At 56.3% G+C, this 26,801-nt stretch carries 31 protein-coding genes; 21 read left to right on the forward strand and 10 right to left on the reverse strand.

Annotated elements, in window-relative coordinates:
• Window positions 1-314: 314 nt before the first annotated feature.
• From E0E41_RS06255 to E0E41_RS06295, 9 genes are all read right to left on the reverse strand, one after another.
• Window positions 315-1,622 carry a PcfJ domain-containing protein gene (locus tag E0E41_RS06255; RefSeq protein WP_207303200.1) on the reverse strand — a complete coding sequence of 436 codons (1,308 nt, stop codon included), beginning with the start codon at window positions 1,620-1,622 and terminating at the stop codon, window positions 315-317.
• Between the two features lie 428 nt (window positions 1,623-2,050).
• Window positions 2,051-2,404, reverse strand: coding sequence for a hypothetical protein (locus E0E41_RS06260; protein WP_130869205.1), 354 nt, complete (start codon window positions 2,402-2,404; stop codon window positions 2,051-2,053).
• On the reverse strand, window positions 2,401-3,372 hold the full coding sequence (locus E0E41_RS06265) for a DUF3102 domain-containing protein (RefSeq protein WP_130869206.1): 972 nt from the start codon (window positions 3,370-3,372) through the stop codon (window positions 2,401-2,403). The genes E0E41_RS06260 and E0E41_RS06265 overlap by 4 nt, the downstream gene beginning before the upstream one ends.
• Window positions 3,362-4,144 carry a ParA family protein gene (locus tag E0E41_RS06270; RefSeq protein WP_130869207.1) on the reverse strand — a complete coding sequence of 261 codons (783 nt, stop codon included), beginning with the start codon at window positions 4,142-4,144 and terminating at the stop codon, window positions 3,362-3,364. The genes E0E41_RS06265 and E0E41_RS06270 overlap by 11 nt, the downstream gene beginning before the upstream one ends.
• A gap of 20 nt (window positions 4,145-4,164) precedes the next feature.
• Window positions 4,165-5,577, reverse strand: a complete 1,413-nt coding sequence (locus E0E41_RS06275; protein WP_130869208.1) for a replicative DNA helicase — start codon at window positions 5,575-5,577, stop codon at window positions 4,165-4,167.
• Window positions 5,571-6,419: a hypothetical protein gene (locus E0E41_RS06280; protein ID WP_130869209.1), complete on the reverse strand. Its 849-nt coding sequence runs from the start codon at window positions 6,417-6,419 to the stop codon at window positions 5,571-5,573. The genes E0E41_RS06275 and E0E41_RS06280 overlap by 7 nt, the downstream gene beginning before the upstream one ends.
• The gene (locus E0E41_RS06285; RefSeq protein ID WP_130869210.1) at window positions 6,416-6,670 is read right to left on the reverse strand and encodes a hypothetical protein; all 255 of its coding nucleotides are present in this window, start codon (window positions 6,668-6,670) and stop codon (window positions 6,416-6,418) included. Before E0E41_RS06285 ends, E0E41_RS06280 begins: the two co-directional genes overlap by 4 nt.
• Window positions 6,671-6,784: 114 nt before the next feature.
• Window positions 6,785-7,057: a hypothetical protein gene (locus E0E41_RS06290; protein WP_130869211.1), complete on the reverse strand. Its 273-nt coding sequence runs from the start codon at window positions 7,055-7,057 to the stop codon at window positions 6,785-6,787.
• Entirely contained in the window at window positions 7,039-7,512 is a 474-nt protein-coding gene (locus E0E41_RS06295) for a helix-turn-helix domain-containing protein (RefSeq protein ID WP_130869212.1), read from the reverse strand. Before E0E41_RS06295 ends, E0E41_RS06290 begins: the two co-directional genes overlap by 19 nt.
• Window positions 7,513-7,666: 154 nt before the next feature.
• Here E0E41_RS06295 and E0E41_RS06300 point away from each other — a divergent pair, with 154 nt between their 5' ends.
• Window positions 7,667-7,864, forward strand: coding sequence for a hypothetical protein (locus E0E41_RS06300; protein ID WP_130869213.1), 198 nt, complete (start codon window positions 7,667-7,669; stop codon window positions 7,862-7,864).
• A gap of 106 nt (window positions 7,865-7,970) precedes the next feature.
• Here the strand turns inward: E0E41_RS06300 and E0E41_RS06305 are convergent, their stop codons facing one another.
• On the reverse strand, window positions 7,971-8,186 hold the full coding sequence (locus E0E41_RS06305; protein WP_130869214.1) for a helix-turn-helix domain-containing protein: 216 nt from the start codon (window positions 8,184-8,186) through the stop codon (window positions 7,971-7,973).
• A gap of 224 nt (window positions 8,187-8,410) precedes the next feature.
• On the opposite strand from E0E41_RS06305, the gene E0E41_RS06310 reads away from it, so the two are divergent.
• The 20 genes from E0E41_RS06310 to E0E41_RS06405 form a co-directional block, all read left to right on the forward strand.
• Window positions 8,411-8,611, forward strand: coding sequence for a hypothetical protein (locus tag E0E41_RS06310; protein ID WP_130869215.1), 201 nt, complete (start codon window positions 8,411-8,413; stop codon window positions 8,609-8,611).
• A gap of 248 nt (window positions 8,612-8,859) precedes the next feature.
• Window positions 8,860-9,378 carry a LexA family protein gene (locus E0E41_RS06315; RefSeq protein WP_165450513.1) on the forward strand — a complete coding sequence of 173 codons (519 nt, stop codon included), beginning with the start codon at window positions 8,860-8,862 and terminating at the stop codon, window positions 9,376-9,378.
• A gap of 48 nt (window positions 9,379-9,426) precedes the next feature.
• Window positions 9,427-10,518: a type I restriction endonuclease gene (locus E0E41_RS06320; protein WP_130869217.1), complete on the forward strand. Its 1,092-nt coding sequence runs from the start codon at window positions 9,427-9,429 to the stop codon at window positions 10,516-10,518.
• A 139-nt stretch (window positions 10,519-10,657) separates the two neighbouring features.
• Window positions 10,658-11,422: a type II toxin-antitoxin system PemK/MazF family toxin gene (locus tag E0E41_RS06325; protein WP_165450514.1), complete on the forward strand. Its 765-nt coding sequence runs from the start codon at window positions 10,658-10,660 to the stop codon at window positions 11,420-11,422.
• 260 nt (window positions 11,423-11,682) lie between these two features.
• Window positions 11,683-12,720, forward strand: coding sequence for a tyrosine-type recombinase/integrase (locus tag E0E41_RS06330; protein ID WP_165450515.1), 1,038 nt, complete (start codon window positions 11,683-11,685; stop codon window positions 12,718-12,720).
• Between the two features lie 398 nt (window positions 12,721-13,118).
• Entirely contained in the window at window positions 13,119-13,787 is a 669-nt protein-coding gene (locus E0E41_RS06335; RefSeq protein WP_130869220.1) for a hypothetical protein, read from the forward strand.
• Window positions 13,788-13,896: 109 nt separating this feature from the next.
• Entirely contained in the window at window positions 13,897-14,943 is a 1,047-nt protein-coding gene (locus E0E41_RS18735; RefSeq protein WP_207303201.1) for a hypothetical protein, read from the forward strand.
• A 1-nt stretch (window position 14,944) separates the two neighbouring features.
• Window positions 14,945-15,919 (forward strand): DUF4314 domain-containing protein, encoded by a 975-nt coding sequence (locus E0E41_RS06345; protein WP_130869221.1) that lies wholly within the window; start codon window positions 14,945-14,947, stop codon window positions 15,917-15,919.
• Window positions 15,920-15,937: 18 nt separating this feature from the next.
• Entirely contained in the window at window positions 15,938-16,411 is a 474-nt protein-coding gene (locus E0E41_RS06350) for a DUF4313 domain-containing protein (protein ID WP_130869222.1), read from the forward strand.
• A 42-nt stretch (window positions 16,412-16,453) separates the two neighbouring features.
• A complete protein-coding gene (locus E0E41_RS06355; protein ID WP_130869223.1) occupies window positions 16,454-17,056 on the forward strand; it encodes an antirestriction protein ArdA in 603 nt (200 codons plus the stop codon).
• Window positions 17,053-18,081 carry a hypothetical protein gene (locus E0E41_RS06360; protein WP_130869224.1) on the forward strand — a complete coding sequence of 343 codons (1,029 nt, stop codon included), beginning with the start codon at window positions 17,053-17,055 and terminating at the stop codon, window positions 18,079-18,081. Before E0E41_RS06355 ends, E0E41_RS06360 begins: the two co-directional genes overlap by 4 nt.
• Before the next feature lie 103 nt (window positions 18,082-18,184).
• Window positions 18,185-18,487 (forward strand): hypothetical protein, encoded by a 303-nt coding sequence (locus tag E0E41_RS06365; protein ID WP_130869225.1) that lies wholly within the window; start codon window positions 18,185-18,187, stop codon window positions 18,485-18,487.
• Between the two features lie 30 nt (window positions 18,488-18,517).
• Window positions 18,518-19,459, forward strand: a complete 942-nt coding sequence (locus tag E0E41_RS06370) for a DNA adenine methylase (RefSeq protein WP_130869226.1) — start codon at window positions 18,518-18,520, stop codon at window positions 19,457-19,459.
• Window positions 19,460-19,486: 27 nt separating this feature from the next.
• Window positions 19,487-19,855 (forward strand): hypothetical protein, encoded by a 369-nt coding sequence (locus tag E0E41_RS06375; RefSeq protein WP_130869227.1) that lies wholly within the window; start codon window positions 19,487-19,489, stop codon window positions 19,853-19,855.
• Window positions 19,836-20,588 (forward strand): DUF3849 domain-containing protein, encoded by a 753-nt coding sequence (locus E0E41_RS06380; protein ID WP_130869228.1) that lies wholly within the window; start codon window positions 19,836-19,838, stop codon window positions 20,586-20,588. The genes E0E41_RS06375 and E0E41_RS06380 overlap by 20 nt, the downstream gene beginning before the upstream one ends.
• Window position 20,589: 1 nt before the next feature.
• Window positions 20,590-21,246 (forward strand): hypothetical protein, encoded by a 657-nt coding sequence (locus tag E0E41_RS06385; RefSeq protein WP_130869229.1) that lies wholly within the window; start codon window positions 20,590-20,592, stop codon window positions 21,244-21,246.
• Entirely contained in the window at window positions 21,243-21,530 is a 288-nt protein-coding gene (locus E0E41_RS06390; RefSeq protein ID WP_130869230.1) for a SpoVG family protein, read from the forward strand. The genes E0E41_RS06385 and E0E41_RS06390 overlap by 4 nt, the downstream gene beginning before the upstream one ends.
• 52 nt (window positions 21,531-21,582) lie before the next feature.
• On the forward strand, window positions 21,583-22,500 hold the full coding sequence (locus tag E0E41_RS06395) for a cell wall anchor protein (protein WP_130869231.1): 918 nt from the start codon (window positions 21,583-21,585) through the stop codon (window positions 22,498-22,500).
• On the forward strand, window positions 22,497-23,384 hold the full coding sequence (locus tag E0E41_RS06400; RefSeq protein WP_130869232.1) for a class D sortase: 888 nt from the start codon (window positions 22,497-22,499) through the stop codon (window positions 23,382-23,384). The genes E0E41_RS06395 and E0E41_RS06400 overlap by 4 nt, the downstream gene beginning before the upstream one ends.
• Before the next feature lie 10 nt (window positions 23,385-23,394).
• A partial coding sequence (locus E0E41_RS06405; protein WP_130870787.1) for a SpaA isopeptide-forming pilin-related protein occupies window positions 23,395-26,801 on the forward strand: 3,407 nt, incomplete at its 3' end.

The raw sequence follows: 26,801 nt of genomic DNA on the forward strand, positions 1-26,801 counted from the left end.
GGCGGCGCCTTTTCTATGCTCCGGCCCTCTGCCGGGCGCCCCGTATCTCCTACTACTACCCCACGTTGGTACGCAGGCCTTCAGATCAACAGGGCGCCCGGGAAGCAAAAGGAGGCCCGGGCGGGTGAGCGATCCCGCCCGGCAGAAGGCCGGAGCGCAATCAATCACACTTTATTACCCCTCACCCACTTTCTCCTCCTGCATAAATTCCGCCAGCTTTGACAGAAAAAGCAACGTCTCCGGGTCATCGGTTTTTATGGGCTTTCCACATATGGGGCAGGGATCTCCCGTTTTCAGCAGAATCGGTTCCTTACTCATGCCGCACCCTCTTTCTTTAGCTGAAGAACCGGCAAGCCCTTTTTGTCCCGCTTACTGCCTCCGTCCAGCCAGGCCAGCCACGGCTCCAGAATACCGGCGTACTTTACACTTGGCTTGACGGCTTCGTCGACATCGTTACGATAGCCGTGGATCTGCATAATTTGATTTCCGCTCATCTCAATGGTCACCAAAGGTTTACCAGGTTTCTTTCGGTCGCGGAGAAACAGGATTGTGGTGGTCCCCTTGATATGGCGATCCGCGTAGCCGCCCACACAGTGGTGCAAAGCCTTCCCCTCTGCTGTAATTTCCATGGCTGACATCGGTGGACGGATCAGCCAGCGGTCAGTGCTGAAGGTATAACGGCTGACAAGGGTCTTCAGCCGCTTTAGGTACCGCTCCGACGTTTTCTTCTCACGGACCGCTCCGGCAGGCCCCATCATGCTCATGTGCTTGGCGTGTAGTTCTTTCGGCATCAGCCAGATGGGATTGGTCAAGTCATAGCCCAGCAGCGCAGCGTCCTCCAGGTAGTCCACCCATTCGGTGAGCAAGGTGCTGAGTGTCATCCGCTTCTGGCCTTTCCGTGTTTTTTCCTTCCGGATATAGGAAAGTAAACGTGCAGGCACCACCTTGTACCGGGCCATTTTGACCACCAGACGTCCCATCACGCTGGACGCCTCTTTGCGCAGCTCCTCCAGGTCGGCAAAAGTGATTTTCAGCCCTGCCCGGCGCAGCCGCTTGTACCATACCACCATGTCCAGCCTGTACTCAAAATAGGTTTTTTGAGCCAGCCAGTCTTTCAGCTCCGTGCGGCTCAGACCAAACGCTTTTTGGGGATCCGGCTCCGCCCATCGGAAAGCAGCTTTATTCCACACTTTGTGCAGGATCAGGTCATCCACCGCCTTCTCAAGGCCCAGCTTCACCAGCATCTCCACCTGCCTCGGCCACTGGGTGCAAAGGGTAAGATAACGCATCAGCGTTGTTGTACGAGGAGGCTCTTTTTTCTCCCCCAAATAAGCCTCGGTCTGACAGTAGCGGAAGGGGCTGCTCTGCAATTCGTCTATATTGATCACGGTATATCCCATACCCTCAGCGGAGCACCAGCCGAAGGGCTCCCCTATGGGAAGGGGCAACTTGGTGGGTGGAGCATCCAACGACACATAGCCCGTCCATGGATATCCGTTAAAGAGGCGGCTAGCCTTTTCAGCCAGGCCAGGGAGAAAACGATAGACCCGCAGGAGACCCACCTGTGGGCGGGCAGTCAACGACTCCACATCTTTGTAAGACTTCCTGCTCTCATAGGCCATGGCCCACAGAGCACCCTCCCTTGCCCGCAGAACCACCACCCGATAATAGGCGTACAGGTTATCCCGTTTCCCGGTGCGCCCCAGTTCTTTCACTTTTGCCTTCTTCCCACAGATGGGACAGGCAACCAGTTTCGGCTTTGGGGGAAGCTGCCCGCTCATAGCACCTATGTAGCATGCGTGTCCTTCCCAGGATTCCGGTTCCCGGTGGTGAGGCGCCTCCATCACCTCTTTCCAGGCATCATCCGTATCAGAAACATGGATATGCTGCCCACAGCAGGTAGTCCAGATTTCCCGGGTCTTCCGGCAGCGGAACAGGTAGGCTGGATAGATGTCGTTGATGCGCTCCAGATCTTCTTCCCGCAAACGCGGAGCATGCTTTGCCAGCCAAGTGGCCCGCGTGGCTTCTGATTGCATCTCACTCGCCTCCCTCAGAAGAAGTCGGTCAGATCCAGCAGGATGCCCTTTTGATCCGCCTCGGGTTCCTCCGGCTCAAGCTGGATGGTCATGGTGAAGTTGACCCTGGCCCCGTCAAAGTAGAATGCTGCCGCCCGTCGATAAGCCTCCAGATCAGAGAGGGAGCTGCCCACCCCCTTGGCCACCGCTGCCATACAGTCCGGGAAGGAGCCACCCTGAGCCACCGCTTGGGCGAACTCCTCATTCTGGCGGCAGAACTCCAACAGAGCATCCCGGACAGCGGACTTCATGGCGGACTCCTTCTGGCCTTTGACCTTGTCGTATTCTTCCTTAAGGCGGGTTTCCGCCTGCTCATACCAAGTATTCATTCCGCACACCTCCCAATGGCATCTGCCAAGGCCCGCAGGGCCTTTTCCATGCCCTGGGCGGCGGTCTTGTCCACTCTGCCCCGGGCCTTGATCAGCAGGCCCCGCAGCTTGTTGGCCAGCTCCTGGCCCTGGTTGAACAACACCTCAAACTGGGCCAGTTCCTTATCCCCTGCCATGGCGGCCTTCTTCTCCGCTTTGGACTGTTCCTCCAGTTTCCGGCGGACCTCGGCCAGGGCCACTTCTGCATCCTGCCGCTGCTCCTCCGCCTTCTTTTTGGCCTCCTTGGCCTTATCCAGCTTAGCCTGCATCTCGGCGATGGCGTCGGCCCTGGCCTTGTCGATGGCAGACTGATCCACCACCGTCTCCACGGCCACTTCAACCGGCTTCTCCTTCAGTTCGGCCAGTTCCGCCTCCAGACGGGCAACGGCCTGCATGGCCTGCTCCCGATCCTCGTTGGCTCCAGACAAACGGATATTGAGGAACTTCATATCCTCCGCCATCTTGTCCCGGGCCTGTTCCGCAGCCCGCTGATCCGCTGCGGCGTGTTCGGCGGCGGCCTTTGCCTCATCCCGCTCTTTGATGGCCTGCTCCAGCTGGCGAGTACTCATGTCGATGACATTATGATCCGCCATGAACTGATCTCGTTCTTCCGGTGGCAAAGCCAAAAGCGCCAATGCTTTGGAGGCCCCCAAATCGGAAAGCGCGTTCGTATTTGACCACTCCCGTGCCAAGCGCATAAAGTTCTGAGCTGTGCGCGGAGAAAACTCCACTTTTTCGGTGAGCCATGGCAACCACTCGCCATGGGAGAGCATGTCTTTTGCCTCGATCAGGCACCGGCCAATGGTAAGGATTGCCTCTCCCCCGGCCCGCTTGGCGTCTAAAAGTTCCCCCGTAATCACCTCAATGGTACGACCCTCGGCAGCCTTGGTCATAGACTGGGCAACAATCCGACCTAAATTAGCCTTCATGCTTGATGCCCTCCTTTTCCAGCAGCTCCGCCACCCAGGCCCGGTAATCCCGGGCGGCTGAGCAGAAGGGACTCCACTGCTGGACCGCCATCCGGGCCCAGGAGCTCTCCGGTACCTTGTCGGTGCGGCGGATCACGGTATCGTAGACCGGCACATGTCCCTCCTCCCGGAGGTAGGCCACCGAATCCTCCACCACCGGGCTGCGGTGCCACTGATTGACCAGAATCCCGGCCACCCGCAGTTCCGGATGGAGGGAGCGCAGGCTGGCGATCTGATCCACCAGATCACCCACGCCGGTGACCGAGCAGGCGTCGGACAGCACGGGGATAATGACGGCGTCGCTGGCCAGGATGGCGGACACACAGGCGGCGGACAGGTTGGGCGGACAGTCTATGACCATCACGTCATAGGCCTCGTCCTCCTCCATGGCCTCCCGCATATCCCGCACAGCACGGTAGCACCGCCCCCGGTCCCCCCCGGCGGCCTCCAGATCCAGAGCCCACAGGTCCTCCGCCGCCGGGAGCACGTCCAGCCCGGGTACATCGGTATGTATCGCCAGCTCGTCGTAGCAGATCGCGTACCCCCGCAGCAGAGCGCCCAGGCCGGCGTACTCGCCGGGAGGCAGCAGAATCTGGGTGGCGTTGGCCTGCCCGTCGGCGTCCACCAGCAGCACCCGCAGGCCGCAGCTGGTGGCCAGCACATAGGCCAGATTGACAGCGGTGGTGGTCTTCCCCACCCCGCCCTTTCGATTCACGATTGCAAAGGTTTTCATGCTCAAAATCCTCCTTTTGCTTATTCCGGCTTTGCCTGCCCGTCGGCACCACCGGTCTGATTTTGTTCGGTCGGCCTGAAAGGGTCATCTGGATCGTCGGCATAGATCCCCTCCCAGAAGCTGTCTGCAAAGCTGACCTGCTTGTACTGCCTGGGCCGTTTAAAGGGAGTCACCTTGGGCGCCGCCTGATCCACCACGGACTGGCGGAACCGCTGATAGGCCCCGTCAAAGGCGAGGTACATCCGCCCCCGCTCTCCGTCCTTGTTCTTGGCCAGCTTGAGCACCCGGCGGCTCTCGTTGGGCTTGGACGGGTCCTCCAGGTAGAGCAGCAGGATGGCGTCGGCGTCCTGCTCGATCTGCCCGGATTCCCGCAGGTCGCTCATGGTGGGCTCGATATACTTGCTCTCGTCCCTGGTCTTTTCCGACCGTGTCAGCTGGGACAGGGCCACCACCAGCACACCGTTTCCGTGGGCCATCTGCTGAAACGTCCGGCTGATGGCGGACACCTGCTCGGTGCGGTTGGCCTTCCTGGTCTCCGGCTCCACGATCTGGAGATAGTCCACATAGACGATCTGGTACCGGTTGGCCAGGGCATCTGCACGGATGTCACTGGCAGTCATGCCGGAGGCGTCGACCAGCTCCAGCTGGTGCTTGATAATCTTGGGAGCCGCGTCGGCCGCCTGGGCCCACTCCTCCTCCGTGAGGGAACCCCGCTTGATGGCAGCCATCTCAATCCCCGCCATGTTGGAGATCAGCCGGTCGGCCAGCTTATAACGGCTGGTCTCCAGAGAGTAAAATCCCACCCGCTTGGCCTCGCTCTGATGGTAGGCGAAGGACACCGCCAGGGCGGTCTTACCGGCAGAGGGGTAGCCCCCCAGCACCACCATGTCCCCCAGGTCCGCAAAGAGCTGCTCGTCCAGCTTGGACAGGCCCCAGGTCATGTACCGGTGGGGCGTGGTGTGCCGCTGCCAGAAGGACTGGAGCATCTGCTCCATGTTCATCCTCCGCACGTCCTGCCGCTCCACGGTGAGGGCCTGTAGCTTGTCCAGCCCCCGGCGAAGCTCCTCCATATCCCGGGCCTCGGCCAATTCCTGGGCAATCCCCCGGCCCTGAACCACCCGGGCCTGCTCCTGCATCCGGGGCACATACTCCCAGATGTTCGCGGCGGTGGGGGTGTCCTCCATGATCTGGATCAGCAGCTTACTCCAGTCCTCTCCCCCGCCCAGCCGGTCCCGGACGGTCACCGGGTCCACCGGCCTGCCGCTGACGAACTGGGCCCGGATGGCCAGGAAAATCTGCCGGTAGGTATCATCCAGGAAGTCCCGCTCCGACACCTTGCTGAGCACCGGTCCGATCAGCTTGTCCTCAATGAGCAGCGCACCCAGCACGGCCTCCTGGTTGGAGAGGCGGTCGTTGGCCTCCAGGCTCACCATGTGGGCACCTCCTCACGCTGCACCACCTGTACAGCCGGAGAGCCAGACGCCGGCAGCTGGGACGGCACGTCCTCCCACCGGCGCTTGCGCAGCCACCGGCAGGCGTAGGGGATGCCGATGCCTCTTTGCCACTCCTCGCTGGCCATCTGCCGGACCAGCGCCCGGGCCATTCGGTCAATGAGGGCATCATCCGGCCGGAGCTTGTCCCACTCCGCCACTGCTCCCATCCTGTCCTCCCCTCTCGGGTAGTAGTTCCAGAATGCCTCGAACCGTTCCGGCTTCCAGGTCGGCTCCGACTTTGGACTCCGCTGTCGCTTTTTTCGCACGGGCTTGTCCCCTTGGGGGACTATAGGGGGTATATTATCTAACTGGTCAGTAACTGTTTCCTTATTACATTTCCCCGTCTGGTGAAATGGTTGTCCCGATTCGGTGAAATGCATTTCACCAGATGGTGAAATGGGCGCTTCCGGTGCTTCCAGCTCCGGCGGCTCCATATCACCTTCCGGTGAAATGGGAACTGAGAGGAGTCCATACACCTCCAGCACACTGTCCGTCAGGGCGTACCACACGGTCCGGTCCGTCTTGTCCTGGCTGAAGTTACCGGTGAGCAGTACTCCCTCCTCCCTCAGCTTGGCCACGATTCGCTCCACCTGCCGGCGGGTCCAGAACGGGAACAGCTTGGCCAAAGCCTCCAGAGTGTTGTATGTCCAAGTACGTCCCTCGTGAAAGTGCCGCCCGTTGGCCTGGTTCTTGGCAATCCAGAAGGCCATGGCGTGGAGGAAGATGGCTCCATTCACTCCATGGTGTTGAGCCAGCTCGGCATTGAAATGATATTCCGTCATGGCTCACCGTCCTCTCGCAGCCTGACCCACCGCAAGATATAATGCTTGCATAGCCCTGCCATGGTCACGGTGGAGCCGCAGCCTCTCAAGTATGTATGTCCCTGGAAGCTTTCCATACGCCCAACATAATACCGCTCGCTGCGGGCCTGCGTCTTGGGGATCATGTGCAGGACGATCAACTCGCCGTCAAATGGCCCCAGCTGGGCCCTCCGCCGCAGATCCAGCGGCTGCCACTGATTGGTGCTCCACATTTTGATCCCTCCCCTTGCAAATTCAGGCCTTTTGTGTTATCATAATTATGGTTTTCATGCACGAAACCATTGTTTGGTCCTGCTGTCTGTGCCCGCAGACAGCGGGGCCTCTTTTTATGCCTTCGCACCGGGCCCACCCTCCTTCTTGTCGGGAGAAAGCCCGGCCATGTCCAGCATCCGCCAGACGGCCAGCAGAGGCAGCTGGCATGGTTCCCCGTTGATGACCTTGCTCAGGGTCCTTGGGTTGATCCCCAGAGCCTTGGCCTGCTGGGCAAAGGTGATCCGATGGACGGCCTTATAGATCAGCAAGCCATCTGACAGGGCTTTGTGCCTGTCCGCGATCTTGGCCGCCTCGCGCTGGGCGGCGGTCAGGGCAACTCTCGGCATATTGTTCCTCCTTCCTGTCGGGCGCACCGCAGCTCCATAATGCTTTCCATGAGGCCCTGCAACTTCTCCTGAATGGAATCAAACTCCGACCTTTCGGTAGGATCAACAATGTTATCCTCTGCGATCCTAAGTAATCGCCGGAGGCTGTTGGCAGCCATAAAGGCATCAAAGCGATTGTCCAGTTTCACGCTGGCCTCCAGAACGGACTTGGGCTGGATCTCCGGCACCACACGGTTATACAGGTTATTTGTGGAATGGACATGCCGGACGATCAGGCTCAGATCGTTGTACAGAATGGACATCAGCTCCACCACATCATTGGATGGAATCCGCTGGCCGGTCTCATATGCCCTCAGGCTCTCCACGCTGATGCCCAGCCGCTCCGCTGCCGCTTCCTGCGTCAGTCCGGCAGCCTTACGATAGGTTTTGTAAGTATTCCGGTTCTCCTCCGGCATGGTTATTCCCTCCTCATTGGGGTAAAATGGTTATAAGATCAGCTGGCCTCCCGCTCTTCCGGCCTGGCCCGGCCATAGAGGGCGTCAAATGGCTGTATCTTGCTCCCCTCCACCGCCAGTGGTAAAATGTGGGCGGTAGGGAGGAGGTGAAATTATGCGTCAGTTGAGCACCAACGAATTGGATCAAATCGAGAGAGCCGTATTGGAACAGCTTAATGCTAGCGACGAAGGCCAGGGGGCGGAAGCGATGGCTAACGCCGTCACAAAACTGTCTGCCAGGGTATGCCGGCTCATGCTCCAGGAATACCAGCGTGCAGCTTCTGATCCAGAGCATCAGCAATCTGATTCATAACCTGATTATTCAGGTCCGCCTGCGGCGTTTGTAGCTCCATTACAAACGCCGCAATTTCATCTGGGGTCCCAATAATCCGCATTTCCATCCCCGCTCACCTTCTTTCTCAGCTCGCCGCATAGTTTCCATCCTTGGATATTTCCCGGCCATAGAGGGCGTCGATAGTGCAGTGAAGCAGATCAGCCAATGCCGGGAGTTTGTCCGCATTGGGCTTTGCCATACCCAGCTCCCACTTCCGCACAGCAACAACCGAAACGCCCAGACGATCCGCTAACTGTACCCTGGTCAACCCCATGGCCTCTCTAAGTTCCTTGATCCTCATACAGCCTCACCTCCTTTGGGGCTTGTTCATATTTCTTCCATGTGATAGAATAAAACCACAGGTTTCCGGCGATAGGCTACGCCGAGCCGAGCCCTTTAGAGGGAAGGCGTAACGACTGGACACGGAGCATCCCACCGGGATGAAGGCACAGTCTGAACTCATAGGTAACTATGAGAGGCGGGCAGAAATGACCCGTCCCTGCTTGTAGCAGAGTAACAATTTGGATGTCCATCGGTATTTCTGGCATGTCTAAGGCCCTTTGTGACTACGAAGGCATTGGCTCTGCCCTGCGCGAAGCTAATAGCCTCATGGAAGGTATTTCCGAGGCTACTTCTGGTTTCACCCGTTCCCTCAACTTTATGCCTACTGACGACGAGGTGAATTATCGCCCTGCTGCCTGGCAACAGGCGGTTTGCACTCCGTAAATTCGGCGGACACCTACCCGACCGGCAACCTGTGGTTTCATTCTGGCATAATCATAATCCGTAAATTTATGTTTGTCAATTCAATATCCTTAAATTTATGTTTTTTGTCATTCTGTCAAATTCTTTATATAAGGGTGTGTTTTCCCTTGGACATTGATATTTTTGTGCAAAATGTAAAGGCCATCTGCAAAGCCAAGGGTACAAACCCAACTGCTGCCTGCGAAGCAAGCGGCGCTGGCCGTAATTTTATGGACAACATAAAAAAGGGGAGCATCCCCTCTGTGGCCAAGGTACAGATGCTAGCTGACTACCTTGGGGTGACCACCAGCGAGCTGCTGGGCGAGGCTTCTGGTAGTTCTTCTGCCGGCATCCGTATTCCCGTACTTGGCACCATCCCGGCCGGCATCCCACTGGAGGCCATTGAGGACATTCTGGACTGGGAGGAGATCCCGGCGGCCTGGGGCTCCGGCGACCGGCAGTATTTTGGTCTTCGGGTCAAAGGGGACAGCATGTACCCCCGCTATCTGGAGGGAGACACTGTCATCCTCCGCAAAGAAACGACCTGCGAGAGCGGCGACGACTGCGCCGTCTTAGTCAACGGCGAAGAGGCCACCCTCAAGCAGGTCATGATAAAAGGGGACGGCAGCCTGGAGCTGCGCCCCACCAATCCGGTTTATCCTCCGCGCATCTACTCCCCCGGCGAGATCGAATCCCTTCCCGTCCAGATCATCGGCGTGGTGGTAGAACTGCGGCGGAAGATAAAATAAAAAAGTGTCCAAGTTGGACACAAAAAGAGAGAGGATGGAGGATTTAGCATGGATTTTATTGACCAACTAAAGCAGTTTTCAAAGCGTGTGGAGAGTATGAAAGATTCAATTTCCACAGAAGAAGCCACAAAAACGGCCATTATCATGCCCTTTTTCTCCATGCTCGGGTATGATGTTTTCAATCCTCAGGAATTTGTCCCGGAGTTTACTGCAGATGTGGGAATTAAGAAAGGTGAGAAAGTTGACTATGCCATCATCAAAGATGGCGATCCGGTAATCCTCATAGAGTGCAAGTCGATATCTGAAAACCTGGATAGGCACGACTCTCAGTTGTTCCGTTATTTTGGAACAACTACCGCAAAGTTCGCTATCCTTACAAATGGCATTGTATATCGTTTCTATACGGATCTGGATAACCCAAACAAAATGGATGATGACCCCTTCCTGACTATCAATATTCTTGATATCCGGGAAAATCAGGTTCCTGAACTCAAAAAATTCTGTAAGTCTGTTTTTGATATTGACTCCATTTTTAGCACCGCATCTGAGCTAAAATATGTTCACGAATTCAAGTCAGTTTTCACCGAGCAGCTCAATAACCCCTCTGACGATCTTCTCCGCTTTTTCCTCCAGGATTGCTACTCCGCCCCGAAAACGCAAAGTGTTTTGGAAAAATTCCGTCCCATTTTAAAAAAAGCACTCAACGATCTTATCAGTGAAATGATGAATGATAAGATCAAAACTGCCTTGGGAGGCAGCGGGGGCAACGTCTCTATCAGTGACAGCAAAACAGCTGAAGAACCTGCTACCACTGTTACAGAGCAGCCGGAAGATGAGAAAAAGGCCCCCAACATTGTCACAACCGAAGAAGAGTTGGAGGCCTTTTTCATTATCAAGAATCTTTTGTCTGATATTGTAGATATCCATGACATTACCTATAAGGATACCGAATCGTATATCAACATCCTGTATAAAGCGAACACCAGGAAGTGGATCTGTCGGCTTCGCCTAACCGAGAATCTCAAAACACTAATTATCCCAGATGAGAACAAAAAAGACATCAAGTACCCTCTCGCAGATATCTATGACCTCAAAGGCTATCACGACCAGCTTGCAGAAGTTCTCCAGCGATACATATAATTGCATTTGACAAGTGGTGGCCTGTGAAAGATCACCCCCGGACATGGTCTGAAACATAAAAAGAGCCGGGGCTTTCGCCCCGGCCATGCTAAAAACACCTCCACCCAGGTATTTAGGATAATTGAAAGGTGTGATAATCTTGGAGCCAAATGAGCTAAAGGAAAAAGCACTTGATGATCTATCTGCTTTTTTAGACTCTCTCGATCCAAAGCGGTGTCGCGTTTTATCCTACTGGATCAGTGACTATGTTCGTTTTCTCCGTAAAGAAGATGAATTTGACCCTAAAAAGCTGGTTCGTTATAAGCGGGGTTCTATTGTAAAAGTTCATCTCGGTTACCGAATCGGAAGTGAAGAAGGTGGCCTGCATTATGCTGTTGTGTTGGATGTGAAAAATGCACTGTCCTCTAACACCGTCACCATTATACCCCTCACTTCAATTAAAGAAAGCACTGATTTGGACAATTTGCACTTTACTAAGATTAGTCTTGGAGACGAGATTTATCTGACCTTGAGCGAAAAGCTGACCGCTGCGACCGCTGATATAAAAGCAATTCAGGATGCCTTGTCTGCAAAACTTGACAAAATAGAGGCGAATCCATTTGATCCTTCCGCACCTGACTATAAGATCCGCCTGGCAGAACGACGCACGGAGATTATGGTATTGCGAGAACAACTGGAAATTTGGAAACGCAAGGCATTAAATGTGATGCGGCTCGAGAAAGAAATTGGGAAAATGAAACGTGGCAGCATAGCGCTAGTCGGGCAGATCACTACAGTCAGTAAAATTCGCATTTACGATCCCCTTTATCCATCTGATTCTCTGGCAAGCATCCATCTCTCTGATGCTGCATTGGACAAACTGGACCAAAAAGTGAAAGAGCTTTATACTTACGAAAAGAAATAATTGGGTGTACGAGGACATGCAACAAACTTGACAATTTGCATATCCTGTGATAGGATGATTAAGCAAACAGAGCCGTTTACCGGCGCTGTAAAAGACTTAGCCGCTTGCCGGCACTTGAAAAATCATCCGAAAGGGCCGCCCATTTTGGGCGGCCCTTTCACATGTTTATGAACCTGTACAGTCTTGGAACCCTTTCACCTTATCGTATGCAGCAGCACAAAAAGCATTTTACTCTCCATGCAAAGAGAAGGAGATTGGAAATGAAAGCAAAGCTGAAGAATCCGACGCCGGTGCAGCTTCCATCCGGCTCCTGGCGCTGTCAGGTGATGGTCAATGGCCAGCGGATCAGTGTGGTAGATCAGGATCCCGCTGTGGCTCACGCCAAGGCCCTGGCTCTGAAGGCAGGGATTATCCATAAGAATAAATCCCCTCAGGCCATGACCGTAGGGGATGCCATTGATCGCTATATAGAAAGCAAGGACAGCGTCCTCTCCCCTGCCACCGTAGCTGGGTACAAGCGGCTGCGGGAACACGCCCTCCAGGAGCTGATGGGTATCCGCCTGTCCATGCTGACGCAGGAAGCCGTCCAACGGGCCGTGAACAAGATGGCCAAGGACAAGTCGCCAAAGAGCGTGAGAAACGCCCACGGCCTCCTCAGCGCTGCTCTGGCCGTCTATCGGCCCGACATGGTGCTGCGCACCACACTGCCGCAGAAGAAGCGCTATGAGGCAGCCGTGCCGTCTGGAGAGGATGTGCAGGCCATCATGGCAGCCGCCAGGAGCACAAAGGAGGAGTTGCCCATCCTGCTGGCCGTCTGGCTTGGCCTCCGGATGTCGGAGATCCTGGGCTTGAAGGGTGAGGATGTAGACGGAAACGTCCTCCATATCCGCCGGGCACTGGTGGACGAGGGCGAGAAGGGCACAAAGACCTATGGCTCCCAGCGGGATCTGCCGCTCCCGGACTATATCAGGAGCCTGATGGATCCCAAGCCAGGCGAACACCTTGTGAAGCTCACCAGGCGTTCTCTGTACTGCCGGTTCCAGGCCGTGTGCAAAAAAGCCGGTGTGCAGCACTACCGCTTCCACGATCTGCGGCATATCAATGCCTCGGTCATGCTGGCTCTGGGCGTCCCAAACAAGTACGCCCAGGAGCGCATGGGGCATGCCACTGACAACATGCTCAAGACCGTCTATCAGCACACAATGAGCGCCGAGAGTGCTGAAGCTGCCCAGCAGGTAGACGCCTATTTCAGCAACATTTTGCACACGATTTTACACACAGATTCCGAGGATACCTAGAGCCACAGCCGATTAAGCGAAATAATATGCCGGGTTCGAATCCCCGACGGGTCACCATAAAATCAAAACGGTATAGATGCCACTGGCGAAAAGCCAGTGGCATCAACCGTTTCCGGGCTTTTTTAGCCCGAAAATCCATGGATTCTTCCATAGATGCCAACCGCTGTTTCCCCCTAACTGATGGGATTCGAACCCCCATTTTTCAGCAGCTGGCAAAGACAAAACCATGCGGCGCCCTTTTTGAAGGAATCATTTTCAAAAAGGGCGCCGTTTTTCATATGCAAATATTTCACGAAATTGAGGGCGCCGTTTTGTTGGTCTTGATGATCATCAAAGCAGCGCCCTTTTTTTGTTCCCCCCAAAAACCAAAAAGGGCGCCAGCCCAAGGAGGTCGGAAAATGAACAAGGAATTGTATTTTAACGAACTGGGGATTGTCTTGGGACAGTCTGGGTTCACCACGCAACCGGAACAGGATGGCCACCTCCCTGTGGAGTATGAAGGCCGACGATTGTGCCGGGTTAATGCAGGCGGTAGCGTTTTCTACAACCAGGATGATGTGACTACTCTGGACCGAGAGGCGGCCTGCAGAAGGGTCACGGATTCGGCCGCAATTGTCCAGGAATACATGACATTGTTGGAGCGAGCGTCTATCCTCAACGCGGCTGGGCTACACGAGCCGTACAGGGCACTGATCGAATTCAATGGTACAGTACTGGCTGGACGGCAGACAGACCACGGCGCTAAATTTGTCACCTGGGATTGGGATTTTAACCACTCCGGTCTCAACCAAGGCCATTACTACGAAGGAGACTATTCTGGAGCAAAGCAGGACTTTGCGGTCCGGTCAGGGCTTGTTCCCTATGAACGGCAGTTTACGCCTGAGCAGCTCATAGAGATCTATCAGCAGTGCTCCTATGTGGCATTCAGCTGTGAGCTATCCAGAGAACAGGAGAAGGCTATTCAAGAAATCCAAGACAGGATCCAGGAGCTGGTGCCGGACTATAGGGAACGGTTCATGCAAAGCCTGGACGAATACGATAGCCCTGGCCTGGAACCGACTATGTGACGCTGATGGCCGCAAGTTCAGAACAGATAAGGAGGTGATGGAAATGCAGTAGATATTTCTCCCACGGTGTGGTATGTTGTGTGCTTACCAGAGGAAGGAGGTGAAACCGATGAACCAACACGCAGCGAGAACAAGTGAAAACGGAGTCCTGTTGAGGCCCGCTTCCCTTGAGGAGGCGGGCCTTTTCTATTCGGAACTGGACGCGGAACAGGACAAGGCATTGGGGACGGTAGGACATATCCGTATGGATTTCGGCCACAACGGGAAGGAGTTCTGGCATACCTGGTGGCCCCACAACGAGGATCAGCTCAACACCCCGGAGTTTAAGGATGAACTGCAAACCATCGTGGATACCCTTCGGACGGATGGGCCGCTGAAAGATCTGACGGCGATGCGCAGCTTCTGTGCCCAGAACGGCGGAGCCATCACCAGAGATGGGCGCAGCTTCGGCTACGTGGTGGAGACAGGCCGCTACCGCTACTGTCTGCGCTGCACCCCCAGTCCCGGCGATTACCAGGGATACCTGTACTGCTATGATAAGCAGCAGCAGAAGCTGGCCCATCAGGTAAAGCTGGTAGGCCGGGTGACCTATGCAGATGGTACCAAGCAGGAGTTTACTGACCCACAGCAGTATCTCCGAACCATCAGAGAGGAACTGCCGTACCGCAATACGACAGGATTCCGGTATGAAACCCTTACCGAGAGCCCGCAGGTCAAAAAGGCTGTGGATGATATCATCCTGGGTTTTGCCGGCGAGGAAAATCCCAAGCAGGTGTGCGATTATGGCCTGACGGAGAAGGGGGCACAGATGCTTCGGGATGCAGCAGACCCATCCCTCCCCCACACCTACGCCTGGTTTGTGCTGACAGACTACAACACCGCCCAGGAGCAGCTTCTCTGTGAGCTGACATTGGAGGAGGCGATCCAGATCTACCAGAACTGTGACACCCTGGAGAAACGCCTCGGCGTCACCAAGGATTCCATCGCAACTGTGGATATCGTCCACATGGCAGGTGGGGATCAGAGATTCTTTACAGACTATCAGAAGCTGGAAAGCTTCAAAACGGATCCGGTCATTTACGAGGCGGTAGATCAGCTGCATCAGGAGCTGGTACAGAGCAGCTCCGCACAAAATATGAATATGGGGGGTATGTAAAGTGACTGTGGAAAAGGAATGGCTGGACTTCCTGCGGGATCAATATCCCAAGGGGAGCCGTATCCGGCTTATCGAGATGAAAGGCGATCCGTACCCGATTGCCCCTGGCAGTATGGGCACACTGGAAGACATCGATGATGCCGGACAGTTCCACGTCAAGTGGGATAACGGCAGCGGGCTTGCCTTAATTTTCGGCGAGGACCGCTTCAGGGTTCTGCCTCTGGAGCCTCAGACACTGAAGTTCTACATGCCTCTCACAGCCCAACTCTATGGCCGCGATGACTGGGGCGATATGGAGGAGTACGGCAATGAGCTGGATGGACGGGAGCTTCGGAAGTTTGCGGGTAATATCCGGGACGCACTGTTGGAAAACCGGACGTCAGAGGAGGATGCCCGGGGCCTGATGCACTGGTATGATAAGCAGGATGGTGTAGAGGCAAAGGTACAGTCAGTGGTATTTGAGGTGGAAGACCGGGATGGACAGCTCTGGGGCGTGGCGGAGTGCAAGGTAATTGGTGAACTTCTGCCGGAGGAAAAAGAAGCCCTGGCTGAATACATTTCAGGCCAAGCCTCAGATGGCTGGGGCGAGGGCTTCGAGCAGCGCCCCATCGAACTGGATGAAGGGGAACTCTATGTCAGCCTCTGGAATTCGAGCGACTGGAGTATTCAGACAGAGACGGAGAGATTCTCGCCGGACGCACAATCCCGCCTGCCGGACCTGTGCTGGACGGTGCTGCCCAGCGACGGAACCCTGATCTGTATCAAACGGGGCGAGAGCGGATACTACGTGAGCGACTGGAATACGGACAGCCCGGAGCAAAACCGCTGCCTGGCCGATTACAACAACAAAAAGCGTGGTATTACACCCGCTCAGGAGCAGGCCATGCTCACCGGAAGTATGTGTGGGTGGAATGTGCCGGGAGCAGACCCCAAATGTTACGAATCACAGCAGCATGGTGGAATGACCATCGGCTAAAAAGGAGATGGAACCGATATGACACTTGAAATTACCGATATCTTTGGCAACCGCGTACAACTGCAGCCAAGAGTGGAACTCTACTCCGTCCGCGACTTCATGGGCCAGGAACTGCCCGGCCTGGCCATTGCTCTGGATGAGATCGTGGACGAGCCCTATGGCATGGAACCCTATGCAACCCTTACGGTCTCCTTCGGGGAATTCATCGGGCTGAAAAACAGCGCCTACATCGACACCAACAACTGCCGCTTCGCGCAGCAGCTTCTGAACCAGGGAATCGCGGTGGATACCGGGCTGCGGAAATACAGCGGCTTCTGCGAATACCCGCTCTGGGGCTTCAAGCAGGAATTTCTGGAGGAGATCGGCGGTGAAAACTACGCCGAGTATTCCCGGTGTTATGACGCATACATGAAGGCGGTCGAGGAGCGGCTCAGCGCCGAGGAGAACTTTGACCCCACGGAACACACCCAGGGCGGAATGACCATGCAGTGATCATCCCGCCCCATTATTTTGCCCGAGCGAGGAGTGATTGCTTTGAAGAAAACCTTTTCTGTATATGTAAGCCCGCTGGAAATGGACAGCCCGCTGGGCAGGCTGACGGATCTGCCCATGGAACAGGAAAAGCTGAACGGCCTCCTGCTGGAGCTGAATACCGGTCAGCCGCTCTATGTGGAGATCTCGGACTACTGCGGCCGGGACTACCTGGCAGGGCATCTGCCGGAGGATATGAAGCTGACGGAGCTGAATCTGCTGGCCTGTAAGCTGGCAGACCTGACACCCTGGCAAAACGCCTCCTTTGAGGGCCTTGTCCGCATGGATCTGGACAAGGGGATGGAGGAGCTGCCCCTGAACCGTCTGATCGACCTGGCCAACAGTGTGGATTGCTGCCATGTGGTTGCAGAGGCCGGGAATGATGAACAGCTGGGCCATTTCTATGTGGACAACGACTTCCCAGTCCTGCCGGCCGGACTGCCGGAGGAGGTATACGAACTGCTGGATTATGGGGCCATCGGCCGCAAGGCCAGGATGGAAGAGGGCGGCGTCTTTACCTCCAGGGGATACGTGGTGCAGCACAGTGATCTGGATGTGAGCTATTCCCAGAGCCAGGGCGGTCCGAGCATGGAGGTGGGACTATGAGGGCCAGCCTCTTCGATGCCCTGGACGGTATGGAGATGGGCAAGTCTGAGCATGACTGGCTGGAGCAGCGGTTCGGAAGCATGACCGTGAAAGAGAGACTGTTGTTTCAGGGCGCTATGCAGCTGGAGCATCCGCAGACCGTTGAGGAGACCCTCCGGGTTCTGATCGGACTGGATCAATACCGACTCCTCTATGGTGCGGATGATGATGTAGCCCTGGGGCGATTCGTTATGGAGCATATTCACATCCCTACTCGCCCAGCACGAGGTTATCTTGACCCGGAGATTGTTGGGACTGCCTATCGGGAAAGCGGAGACGGATGTTTTCTGGAGGGCCACTATGTGGAACGCATCAGCCCCGGCCACTCGCTCCCCGAATTGGAACCAGATGCCGTACTGCCCGCGACTGGCGACTATGCCATCCGGATTAAGTTGGCCAGCCGGAGCAACCTGGAAGGTGTCTGGGTGGGCTTCCCTGACACGGGAGAATACATGGACACCGCTCACCCGGATGAACTGCTCCTGGGGCTGGACGCCCTGGATGCGGAGACCCTGGAGCAGTGCATTGCGGTGGATGTGGACTGTGCCCTGCCCCAGCTCACAAATATCCTCTCCCAGTATGACTCCGCCGGAGAACTGGTGCGGCACGCCATTGACTTCGGCTATGTCTGGGCGGAACAGGGCCAGGGGGAAGCCCACTGGTTGGAGAAATGGCAGGCAGTGCTGGAGCTGGAGGACTGCCACCGGCTGGACCAGGCTCTGGACCTCTCCCAGAATCTCCACTGCTATGAATTCATCCCCCGCGGCGTGGACTTCGCTCAATACGGTGCGGAGTTGGCGCGCAAGGAGGGCATACTCGGGCAGGACCCGTTGCTCAACCAGTGCTTTGACACCGTAGCATACGCCCAGCATCATATGGCGAAGTTTGGCCTGTCTGCCACAGACCACGGCTATGTTGCCTGGAATGGGCAAGAACTCAACTACGAGTACAGTAAGCCGGAGCATGGACCGGCAATGACCATGTAACCAATCTCATATCACATACAGGGGCCGTTTTTCCGATAGGGACAAGCGGCCCCGTTTTTTGTGCCCTTTTTCGGGAAAACAGGCCCGGAAAAGGAGGAAAACCATGAATCGGGAAGCGAGAGTGCTGTCCTACCTGAAAGGGGTCTGCCTTGGACGGGACCGCTGTATGGGAGGAAAAGAACTGGGGCGGACTCTGAATCTCAACGGCACAGAACTGAGGAAAGCAGTCAATCGTCTGCGGCAGGAGTGCAAGCCCATTGCCAGTGACCGGAACGGTTACTTCTATGCCCAGACCGCAGGGGAAGTTTATGCAACCATCCGAAATCTGAAGAAAATGCGAGCCGGGCTGGATGCGGCGATTCAGGGCTTGGAGCAAGCCCTGGACGGTTTTCCGGCGGGGAGGTGAGAGCGTATCGCCAGGTCCTTTATTCCCTGGGTGGGAGGAAAGGGCAAGCTCCTCTGGCTGATCCGAAAGTTGGCGCCGCCCTGGTATCCCCGTTTCATCGACGTGTTTGGCGGGAGCGGGACGGTAACCCTTGACCGGCCTATCCGCAAGGGCTGTCTGGAGGTCTACAACGACTACAACAGCAACCTGACCAATCTGTTTTGCTGTGTCAAGAACCGGACGATGGCCCTGCTGAAGGAGCTGGGTTTTCTCCCCCTCAACTCCAGGGACGATTTTGAGGTGCTTCATAAATTTTTCTCAAAGGATGAGTTTACCGACGACTACCTGGAGGAGGAGCTGGAGCTGACCCAGGTATATCTGAAACCGCCGGAACGGGAGATGATCCGGAAGCTGCTGCTGGAGCGTTCCCCGCGGGGGGACGTCCGGCGGGCGGCGGACTACTTCAAGCTGATCCGCTATAGCTTCAGCGGGGGCGGAAAGGCGTTTGCCGGAAAGCCGTGCGATATCCGCCGCTTCTTCCATCTGATCTGGGAGTGCTCCCGCAGACTGGCCAATGTTGTGGTTGAGAACAAGGACTTTGAGAGCCTGATCCGGCAGTATGACCGGGAGAATGCGTTTTTCTACTGTGACCCGCCCTATTACCAGGCGGAAGACTGCTACCCAGTGGATTTTCCGGTGGAAGATCATCAGCGGCTCCACGACGTACTGATGAAGTGCAAAGGGCGCGTGATGGTGTCCTACAACTTCTGCCCGTTCATTCTGAAGCTCTACAAGGAGTTCTACATCTTCTACACCACCCGTCCCAACAGTATGTCCCAGACGGCAGACAGCGTGTATGAGGAACTGATCATCACCAACTATGACCCGCGCAAATGGAAGCGTGACGGTCAGCAATTTACCCTGTTCCCCTTTGGCGATTCAGAAGGGGAGGAGAGGGATTATAAGCTGATTCACGAACCGGATGCGGCATAGACGATTTTAAGACAGGAGGTATTTGCTATGCAGTTTGTAATCTATCCGGACTTAGATAAACCCGGCTTGATACTCTCTCCCCTTATCAAGGTACTGTCCGGCCTGGTTGGAAGCGAAAAACTGATTTGTGATGTCCAAAAGGGCTGCGTCCTGCTCAGCCGAGACAAGCTCTCGGTGAAAGAAGCTCTACAAATGATTGACCTATTCCAGGAAAAAATCGATTCCATGATGCTCCAGTTGGTGGACGCCAGCAATGAAATTGCACGCACCGCTGACGTTTCGGATCCGCTGGACCATGTGGATGAGGATGTCCTGAATGACCTTCTGAACTGCGGCGCCAACCCGGACGGCCTGCGCATGCTGTTGGCACAGGAGGATGAAGAAATTGAAGAATGACACCTATCTCTACACCCACGGCCTGGATACCGCCCGGCGGGAAGGCGATATCGCCCTCTGGCGGGCCAGCTATCAGGCCAACATTGCCTGCAAAAAGGCCATTGAGGAGAGTATCCGGCAGGGCTTTGACGGAATGCACCTCAAAGCAGACTGTGCCAAGGAAGTGGTAAAGGAGTTCGGCTTCAAGCGGGTGAACTGGGTGCTGGCCAACACCATCCAGGAAAAGAACTGGGACGGCCGTTTCGGAACGGACAACAAACGGTGGGCGCAGCGTACCTTCATTCCAGACGATGTGGGCCACAGGGTAGGTTTTATTGTGGAGTCCCACCCTGCTGTACTGGATGGCTTTGTGACCCAGTTCCGCAGGGCCTATCAGGAGCTGAACCTCTTTGGCCCGGAGCACTGTCTGGCCAATTCCCGGTCCGAGCTGGACTATCAGGGAAAGGTGCTGGTACTGAGTCCTGATACTTTGCGGGAGACCTGCTGGTCTCAGGAAAACCAGCTTTGGTATGCCCATGACGGGTTTGGCTGCAGCCCCCACGCCATCGGACGCTCTATCCGCTGTACCTGCCTGGGCGACGGTGAGACGACCCGCTGGAACCGTGCCGAGTTTGTGGGGGTGCTGGATGAGAAATTCCTGCCGGAGTGGGCCAGTGTGAAGCTGGAGCAGCTCTTGGCACACCAATCGCAGCAACATACATCCGGCATGAATGGGATGAATATGGAGGGATAATGTGAAGGTTTTTTATTACACCATCGACGATATGTCCCTGCGGCGGAAAGGGCTGTTCCGCAAGGGGTGGACCATTCAGCATTTTGACACCCTGGAGGAGGCAATCCGCTCTTATCGAGAGATTCCCCTCTCGAAGGACAAGCGCCTTGGGCTGACAGACAGCATGCATATCCTGGAGCTCGTCCGGTGTGTACCGCTCTTTCCCTTCGATACAGCGGGCGAAGATATCCTGGCCTCCGACTACCGGCAGTACCCTCTCTGGGCGGACCTGCCGGAAGCAAAGTCTGCCACGCAGGACTGTATCAAACAGTTCAACCTGAGATATCAGTTCTGCTCCGACGCCATCACGCCGCTCCCGCGTTCAAACCGGCTTTCCAAGCACCTGCGGGATAAGTATTTGTGGCTGAGCATCAACCGTGACCCGGATTCCGCCATTCGCTGGATCTATATTGGCGGCACGGGCTGGGTCCCCCTAGAGGAATGGAAACGCCACGCTTCCAGCCATCCCCTGGTACTCAAATTCCGGGCGGATGGGCTGACAGAGCGCGGCGATTATTGTTATCTGGAGATCGAGCCCTGGGAGTACGATCTGTTGGTTCGCCGCACCCTGGAGCGGCTTGACCAAAATACATCAACGACAGGAGGAAGAAAGAAATGAGTACCAACAACGCAGCTACCCCCATGGAACTGGAGGTGAGGATCTACCCCTATCGCGGGGAAGGCCCCACCGTGGCCACCGCATCTGTGACCCTGAACAACTGCTTTGTCGTCCGGAATGTGCGGATCATGGAGGGCAAAAACGGACTCTTCGTCTCCATGCCCAGCAGAAAGCTGCTGAGAACGTACCGGGATGTCTGCTTCCCCTGCACCAAGGAATTCAAGCAGCAGTTTGACCGGCAGGTGCTGGACGCCTACACCCAGACCCAGGCTCAGAACATGTAGAAAAAGCAGGAAAACAATGACCCTGCCATGACGATGTAAGGAGGAACACAAGATGAAACGAGCTTTATCCCTTTCCATTCTGGCGCTTACTTTGGCAACGATGCTGTGCCCCGCGGCCCTGGCAGCGGAACCGATGGGCGCCGGTGCCTCCGCCCAGGTGTGCTATCCCACTTCTATCACCCGGAGCGAGGACGGCACGGAGCTGAAGAAGATCTATGACCTGGGGCCGGAGGATGACCCGGCGGGCATCCCCCGCTCTGACTTTGAGCAGGATGGCTTCCACTATACCCTGACCGACCTGCTGAAGCAGGAGCTCCCGGAGAACGAAAGCCGCCAGCATACGGAGACCGTCTCCCTGCCCAGCAAGAACAAGGATATGGAATCCGTGCTGGCGCTGCTGCCCACGGAGAAGGAATTTATCACCGACGACGGCCTGTCCGGCACCCTCAGCCTGGACCTTTCCACCGTTCGGGTGGAGGTGGCCGGTTACGGCAGCTCCACCAAAGAGGTCTCTGCCACCAGAACCTACCCCAACCTGGTCAACCAGGACACCCAGTACATCCCCAAGAGCATCCAGGAGGACGGCCGCACCCTGACCCTCCAGACCATCAACTGGCAGACGGACAACACCGCCAGTATGGACGGCTACGCTCTGGGGGACCGCTTCACCGCTGTGGCCACCTACACCGGCACCGCCACCAGCAGTTATGTGAAGGGTTACACGGTGACGGCAGACTACACTGGCACGGTCAGCCGGATCGCCCTGAACAAAGTGCGCTATGTGGCCATCTTTGAGGGAACGCCGCTGGAGCCCATCCTGCCGGCAGAAACGGAGGAGCCCACCTCTGCCCAGTTCAACTGGCTGCCCATTGCGGTGCCCTTTGGCGTTGTGGCTCTGGCCGGTGTAGGGATCGGGGCGGCTTTGTTTATGAGACGCCGCCAAGAGACAAGAGAGGAGGATGACCAGTGAAAAAACTGATTACCACCTGCCTGACCATCTGCCTGTCCGCGGCCCTGGCCCTGCCTGCCAGCGCCCTGGACTGCGTCAGCGCAAGCTACATATCCCTCGCTCCGCCGCAAGCGGCAGAGCTTGCTCATTCCGCTGCGCTTCCTTTTCCCACAAAGTCGTACAACTTTGTGGGAGCCCTGTTTGATGCCCCCGGAGACCCGGACTATGGTTCTCCCACCTCTATCGAGGTGATCTACACGGCAGACGGCGGGGCGATGAAGAATGAGGATGTGAGCAAGAATGCGGCGATGATCCCGCCTATCTTCGGCAGCCCCAGCGCGGACACCCTTGGGACGGGCACCTATCTGACCCCCAATCTGGCCCCCGGCGGCATGGCTGTTGGGACGATCACCGGCGGCAATATGCCTGTTATCTTCCCGCCTGCCTCAGATGCAGCAAGCGGCAGCTCCGGCGGAGCCAGCACTGCCGCCGGGTATACCTATGTGACCAGCGACCTCTACTATTCCGGCGGCTATCTGGCTACGCTGAAGATCCCTTCCATTGGGGTGAACGTAAAGGTATACGAGGGTACCGGCAGCACCCCCTTGGCCAAAGGCGCCGGGCATTTTACGGATACCAGCATCTGGGACGGCAATGTGGCAATTGCAGGCCACAACAGGGGTGTGACTAACCACTTCGGTAAGATCCATACGCTGTCCGGAGGGGATGTGATTACCCTGACCACCAAGCTGGGAACCCGTACCTACGAAGTGACCAGTGTCAGCAAAATCCCGGAGACGGACACCAGCGGCTTGGCCGCTACCACAGGGAACCAGATCACCCTGTATACCTGTGTCGCAAACCAGCCCGCCTATCGCTGGATGGTGCGGGCAGTAGAAATCTAGGAGGATGGAAATGAAACGACTGCTTTCTATGCTGTTGGCCCTGGTGCTTGCCCTGGGCCTGCTGCCGGCCGGCGCCTTTGCCGCCTCATCGGAAGAAGAAGCTCTGGGCGAGGTCAACATCTTTAACGGCGGCTACCGCATGAACTACCTGGCCATGAATGGCCAGGTACAGTCTCAGAATTATGTCTATTACCTGTTTGACACCGGCAACGGCACCAAGGAAATCCCCGCGTACTGTGTCTCTCCTAACCAGTATGGAGTACAGAAAGTGGTGGGAGAAGGAGAAAGCGTCCGCTACCTGGCAGAGGAAAAAAGCAGCGACCCCAAGGTGGTGGGCATTGTGGCCAGCGGCTACCCCACCCGCCCCTTGTCTGAGCTGGGCCTGGAAAACAAATACCAGGGCTTTTACGCTACCAAGATGGCGCTGTGGAGCTACCTTATCAGCGACTGGGATATCAACAAGCTCACGGTAAATCCCAACCTGTCCGGGGACGAGGCAGAGCGGGCCAAGAAGATCCTGGCGGCAGCCAAGGACATCTATGCCCAGGGCACCGCCTGGAACGACATGAAGAGCCCGGAGGTAACCTGCACGCCGGATCGTGACACGGCTTACGAGGTCACCATTGACGGCAAGCAGTACAAGCAGCAGGAGTTCACCGTCTGGAGCAAAACCTGGGTAAACAACTATGCCATCAACATCGCCTTCACTGACCCCGCAAGTGTCCCCGCCGGCACCCGTATTGTGGACGAGAATAACCAGGACATCACGTCCATCAAGGCGGAGTGGATGAACAACGGCCACGGCGGGACCTTCAAGGTGCTGTATCCGGTGGAGAGCATCCAGGGCCAGGCGGGCAGCATCCAGCTCTCCCTGGACTGTGAGGTGTACGCTTATGCTGTGTTCTTTGCCACTTGTCTGGAGAAAGATGAGTACGGTAACCTGCAGAACTATGTAGTGGATACCGACCCCACCACAACGCTGAACTTCAACGCCATCAGCAGCTATGCGGATACGCCGGAGAAAGATCCTCCGGATACGGGCCTCCGCATCCTGAAGTACGAGACCGGGACGGAGATCCCCCTCAGCGGCGCCCGTTTTGAGGTCATTGGGCCGGACGGCGATTCCCTTGGCATATTTATTACCCAGGATGACGGACGCATTGAAATCCCCCTGACCATTTGCGGCAATTACACCGTCATTGAACGGGACGCGCCTGCAAACCATATCATCAGCGAGCAGCCTGCTCAGAATGTCACCGTGGTCTACGATGAAGTAGCCGAGGTGGCATTTTTTAATGACCCGTATGGCTCCCTCCGCATTGAGAAGCGGTCTGACACCGGCGAGTATCTGCCCGGCGCGGTAATTACCATCGAGCACATTGAGTCCGGCCTGACCTTCACCCAGGAGACTGGACCCGCCGGCGTGGCAGTGTTCGACGAGATCCCCCTGGGCGCCTACCGAATCCAGGAGAAGACCGCTCCCACGGGATGGCTGAGGGATGACACCGTCTACACCGCCACCGTGGTGGCCGGGGAGACAACTACCCTTCCCATTATCAACAAGGAGCTCCCGGGCCTGCGCATTGTAAAGTATGACCGCAAAAACTATGTGGTCATGTCCGACGTCTATTTCGCCATCTACCGGGACGGCGACTACCTGGGCAACTTCAAGACCGATGAATTCGGGGAGATCCTGCTCACTGACCTGGAGCCCGGCACCTACCGGGCCTTCGAGGTGGACACCGGAAACGAAGGCTATGTTCTGGATACCACGCCCCAGGAGGTTGAACTCCACGCCGGTGACGGCATCAAGGAGCTGGTCTTTTTCAATGACATGAAGCCAGGGATGCGGTTGATCAAGGTGGACTCCGCCGACCCCTCCAAGGTGATTGCCAACGCAGTCTTTGAAATCGAGGCAGTAGATGGGAGCTTTGGGCCGGAGGAGTTTATCACCGACGAGAACGGGGAGATTGACCTGTCTCATTTGCCTGCCGGGGTCTTTCAGGTAACCGAGAAGGCATGTGAGGGGTACGTCATCGACGATGCTCAGCGCATCATCAATCTGAAGCCCAATGAGGATGCGCAGTTTATTTTCACCAATACGATCAAGCCCTCCCTTCAGCTGATCAAGCTCAGCGCAGACGGTTCTCGGCTGGCGGGTGTTACCTTCCGCATCGCAAAGATTGAAGATGGCAGCCATTACCTTGACCGCACCACCAATGATCGGGGTGAGGTCTTAATCTCGGACCTGGAGCCTGGGGTATACTCCGTAAAAGAGCAGTCCACTTTGGAAAACCACATTTTGGATCCCAAGGAGTATCATGTGGAACTGTTCCCCGGGCGGACCAGCACGATCACCCTGACCAATGAAAAACGCCCCAATTTGATCATCCATAAGCGGGACGCGGACAGCGGACAGCCGGTCCCCCATACCGTCTTCCTCGTGAAGGGCGCAGACGGCCATTCCATTGCCGAGGCGGAAACCGATGAAAACGGCATCGCCGTGGTGGAAAATCTGCTGCCCGGCGTGGTAGAGGTCGTCGAAAAGTCGGTGCCGGAGCCCTATCTGCTGGCGGAGGAATCCCAGCTGGTTACGCTCTATCCCAACAGAGATCGGGACGTATACTTTGAGAATCATAAGCGGCCCACCATCGAGATCATCAAGGAAAACGAGATCACCCATGATCCGCTCTCCAATGTCCCCGTGCAGGTCTGGTACGCCAGCAACAACACATCCACCGGAGAGTACAACGACCTGGGCGTGTTTTACACGGATGAAGAGGGACGCATCGTTCTCAGTGATCCGGATATTTCCCTTCGGGATGGCTGGTTCCGGATCGAGGAACTGGAGGCGCCGAAGGGGTTCAGCCTGACGGAATCCAGCAAGCAGGAGGTATTCATCGCGGCCGGCGAGGGACACACCTTCCGCATCTATAACCGTCCCAACTCCGCTATCGTCGTGTGGAAGTACGACAGCGTCCACCCGGAGCAGGCCATTGAGGGCGCGGTGTTCCAGGTGCGGTATCTCTCGGGTAACACCAGCGGCACCGGCGGCACGGTCATCGGCACCTACCGCACCTCGGCCAACGGCTCCTTCACTGTCACGGGCTGTAAACCGGGCACTTATATCATCGAGGAGCTCTCCAGCGATGGCTCCCACGTCATCGACACCCCGCCCCAGACAGTCTATCTGTCCGGCGAGGAGCAGGAGGTCGTACAGGTTTATTTCGGCAATAGCCCCAAGGGCTCCTTGCTCATTAAAAAGATTTCCAGTGCGGATAACAGCCCCATTTCCGATGTGCAGTTCTTCGTGACCGAGAGTGATGGCACTGTGGTCGGCAACAGTAATGGCTACTTCACCACCGATTCGGCAGGCACCATCCTCATTGATAACATCGATCCCGGCACCACACTGGT

Origin of the sequence: Intestinimonas massiliensis (ex Afouda et al. 2020) (genome assembly GCF_900626285.1) — a bacterium.
Taxonomy (GTDB): domain Bacteria; phylum Bacillota; class Clostridia; order Oscillospirales; family Oscillospiraceae; genus Flavonifractor; species Flavonifractor massiliensis_A.

Excerpts from the sequence above, each read along its gene's own strand:
- E0E41_RS06255 (WP_207303200.1), bottom strand. The coding sequence starts at position 1,622 with ATGGCCTATGAGAGCAGGAAGTCTTACAAAGATGTGGAGTCGTTGACT.
- E0E41_RS06260 (WP_130869205.1), bottom strand. The coding sequence starts at position 2,404 with ATGAATACTTGGTATGAGCAGGCGGAAACCCGCCTTAAGGAAGAATAC.
- E0E41_RS06265 (WP_130869206.1), bottom strand. The coding sequence starts at position 3,372 with ATGAAGGCTAATTTAGGTCGGATTGTTGCCCAGTCTATGACCAAGGCT.
- E0E41_RS06270 (WP_130869207.1), bottom strand. The coding sequence starts at position 4,144 with ATGAAAACCTTTGCAATCGTGAATCGAAAGGGCGGGGTGGGGAAGACC.
- E0E41_RS06275 (WP_130869208.1), bottom strand. The coding sequence starts at position 5,577 with ATGGTGAGCCTGGAGGCCAACGACCGCCTCTCCAACCAGGAGGCCGTG.
- E0E41_RS06280 (WP_130869209.1), bottom strand. The coding sequence starts at position 6,419 with ATGACGGAATATCATTTCAATGCCGAGCTGGCTCAACACCATGGAGTG.
- E0E41_RS06285 (WP_130869210.1), bottom strand. The coding sequence starts at position 6,670 with ATGTGGAGCACCAATCAGTGGCAGCCGCTGGATCTGCGGCGGAGGGCC.
- E0E41_RS06290 (WP_130869211.1), bottom strand. The coding sequence starts at position 7,057 with ATGCCGAGAGTTGCCCTGACCGCCGCCCAGCGCGAGGCGGCCAAGATC.
- E0E41_RS06295 (WP_130869212.1), bottom strand. The coding sequence starts at position 7,512 with ATGCCGGAGGAGAACCGGAATACTTACAAAACCTATCGTAAGGCTGCC.
- E0E41_RS06300 (WP_130869213.1), top strand. The coding sequence starts at position 7,667 with ATGCGTCAGTTGAGCACCAACGAATTGGATCAAATCGAGAGAGCCGTA.
- E0E41_RS06305 (WP_130869214.1), bottom strand. The coding sequence starts at position 8,186 with ATGAGGATCAAGGAACTTAGAGAGGCCATGGGGTTGACCAGGGTACAG.
- E0E41_RS06310 (WP_130869215.1), top strand. The coding sequence starts at position 8,411 with ATGTCCATCGGTATTTCTGGCATGTCTAAGGCCCTTTGTGACTACGAA.
- E0E41_RS06315 (WP_165450513.1), top strand. The coding sequence starts at position 8,860 with ATGGACAACATAAAAAAGGGGAGCATCCCCTCTGTGGCCAAGGTACAG.
- E0E41_RS06320 (WP_130869217.1), top strand. The coding sequence starts at position 9,427 with ATGGATTTTATTGACCAACTAAAGCAGTTTTCAAAGCGTGTGGAGAGT.
- E0E41_RS06330 (WP_165450515.1), top strand. The coding sequence starts at position 11,683 with ATGAAAGCAAAGCTGAAGAATCCGACGCCGGTGCAGCTTCCATCCGGC.
- E0E41_RS06335 (WP_130869220.1), top strand. The coding sequence starts at position 13,119 with ATGAACAAGGAATTGTATTTTAACGAACTGGGGATTGTCTTGGGACAG.
- E0E41_RS18735 (WP_207303201.1), top strand. The coding sequence starts at position 13,897 with ATGAACCAACACGCAGCGAGAACAAGTGAAAACGGAGTCCTGTTGAGG.
- E0E41_RS06350 (WP_130869222.1), top strand. The coding sequence starts at position 15,938 with ATGACACTTGAAATTACCGATATCTTTGGCAACCGCGTACAACTGCAG.
- E0E41_RS06360 (WP_130869224.1), top strand. The coding sequence starts at position 17,053 with ATGAGGGCCAGCCTCTTCGATGCCCTGGACGGTATGGAGATGGGCAAG.
- E0E41_RS06365 (WP_130869225.1), top strand. The coding sequence starts at position 18,185 with ATGAATCGGGAAGCGAGAGTGCTGTCCTACCTGAAAGGGGTCTGCCTT.
- E0E41_RS06375 (WP_130869227.1), top strand. The coding sequence starts at position 19,487 with ATGCAGTTTGTAATCTATCCGGACTTAGATAAACCCGGCTTGATACTC.
- E0E41_RS06380 (WP_130869228.1), top strand. The coding sequence starts at position 19,836 with ATGAAGAAATTGAAGAATGACACCTATCTCTACACCCACGGCCTGGAT.
- E0E41_RS06390 (WP_130869230.1), top strand. The coding sequence starts at position 21,243 with ATGAGTACCAACAACGCAGCTACCCCCATGGAACTGGAGGTGAGGATC.
- E0E41_RS06395 (WP_130869231.1), top strand. The coding sequence starts at position 21,583 with ATGAAACGAGCTTTATCCCTTTCCATTCTGGCGCTTACTTTGGCAACG.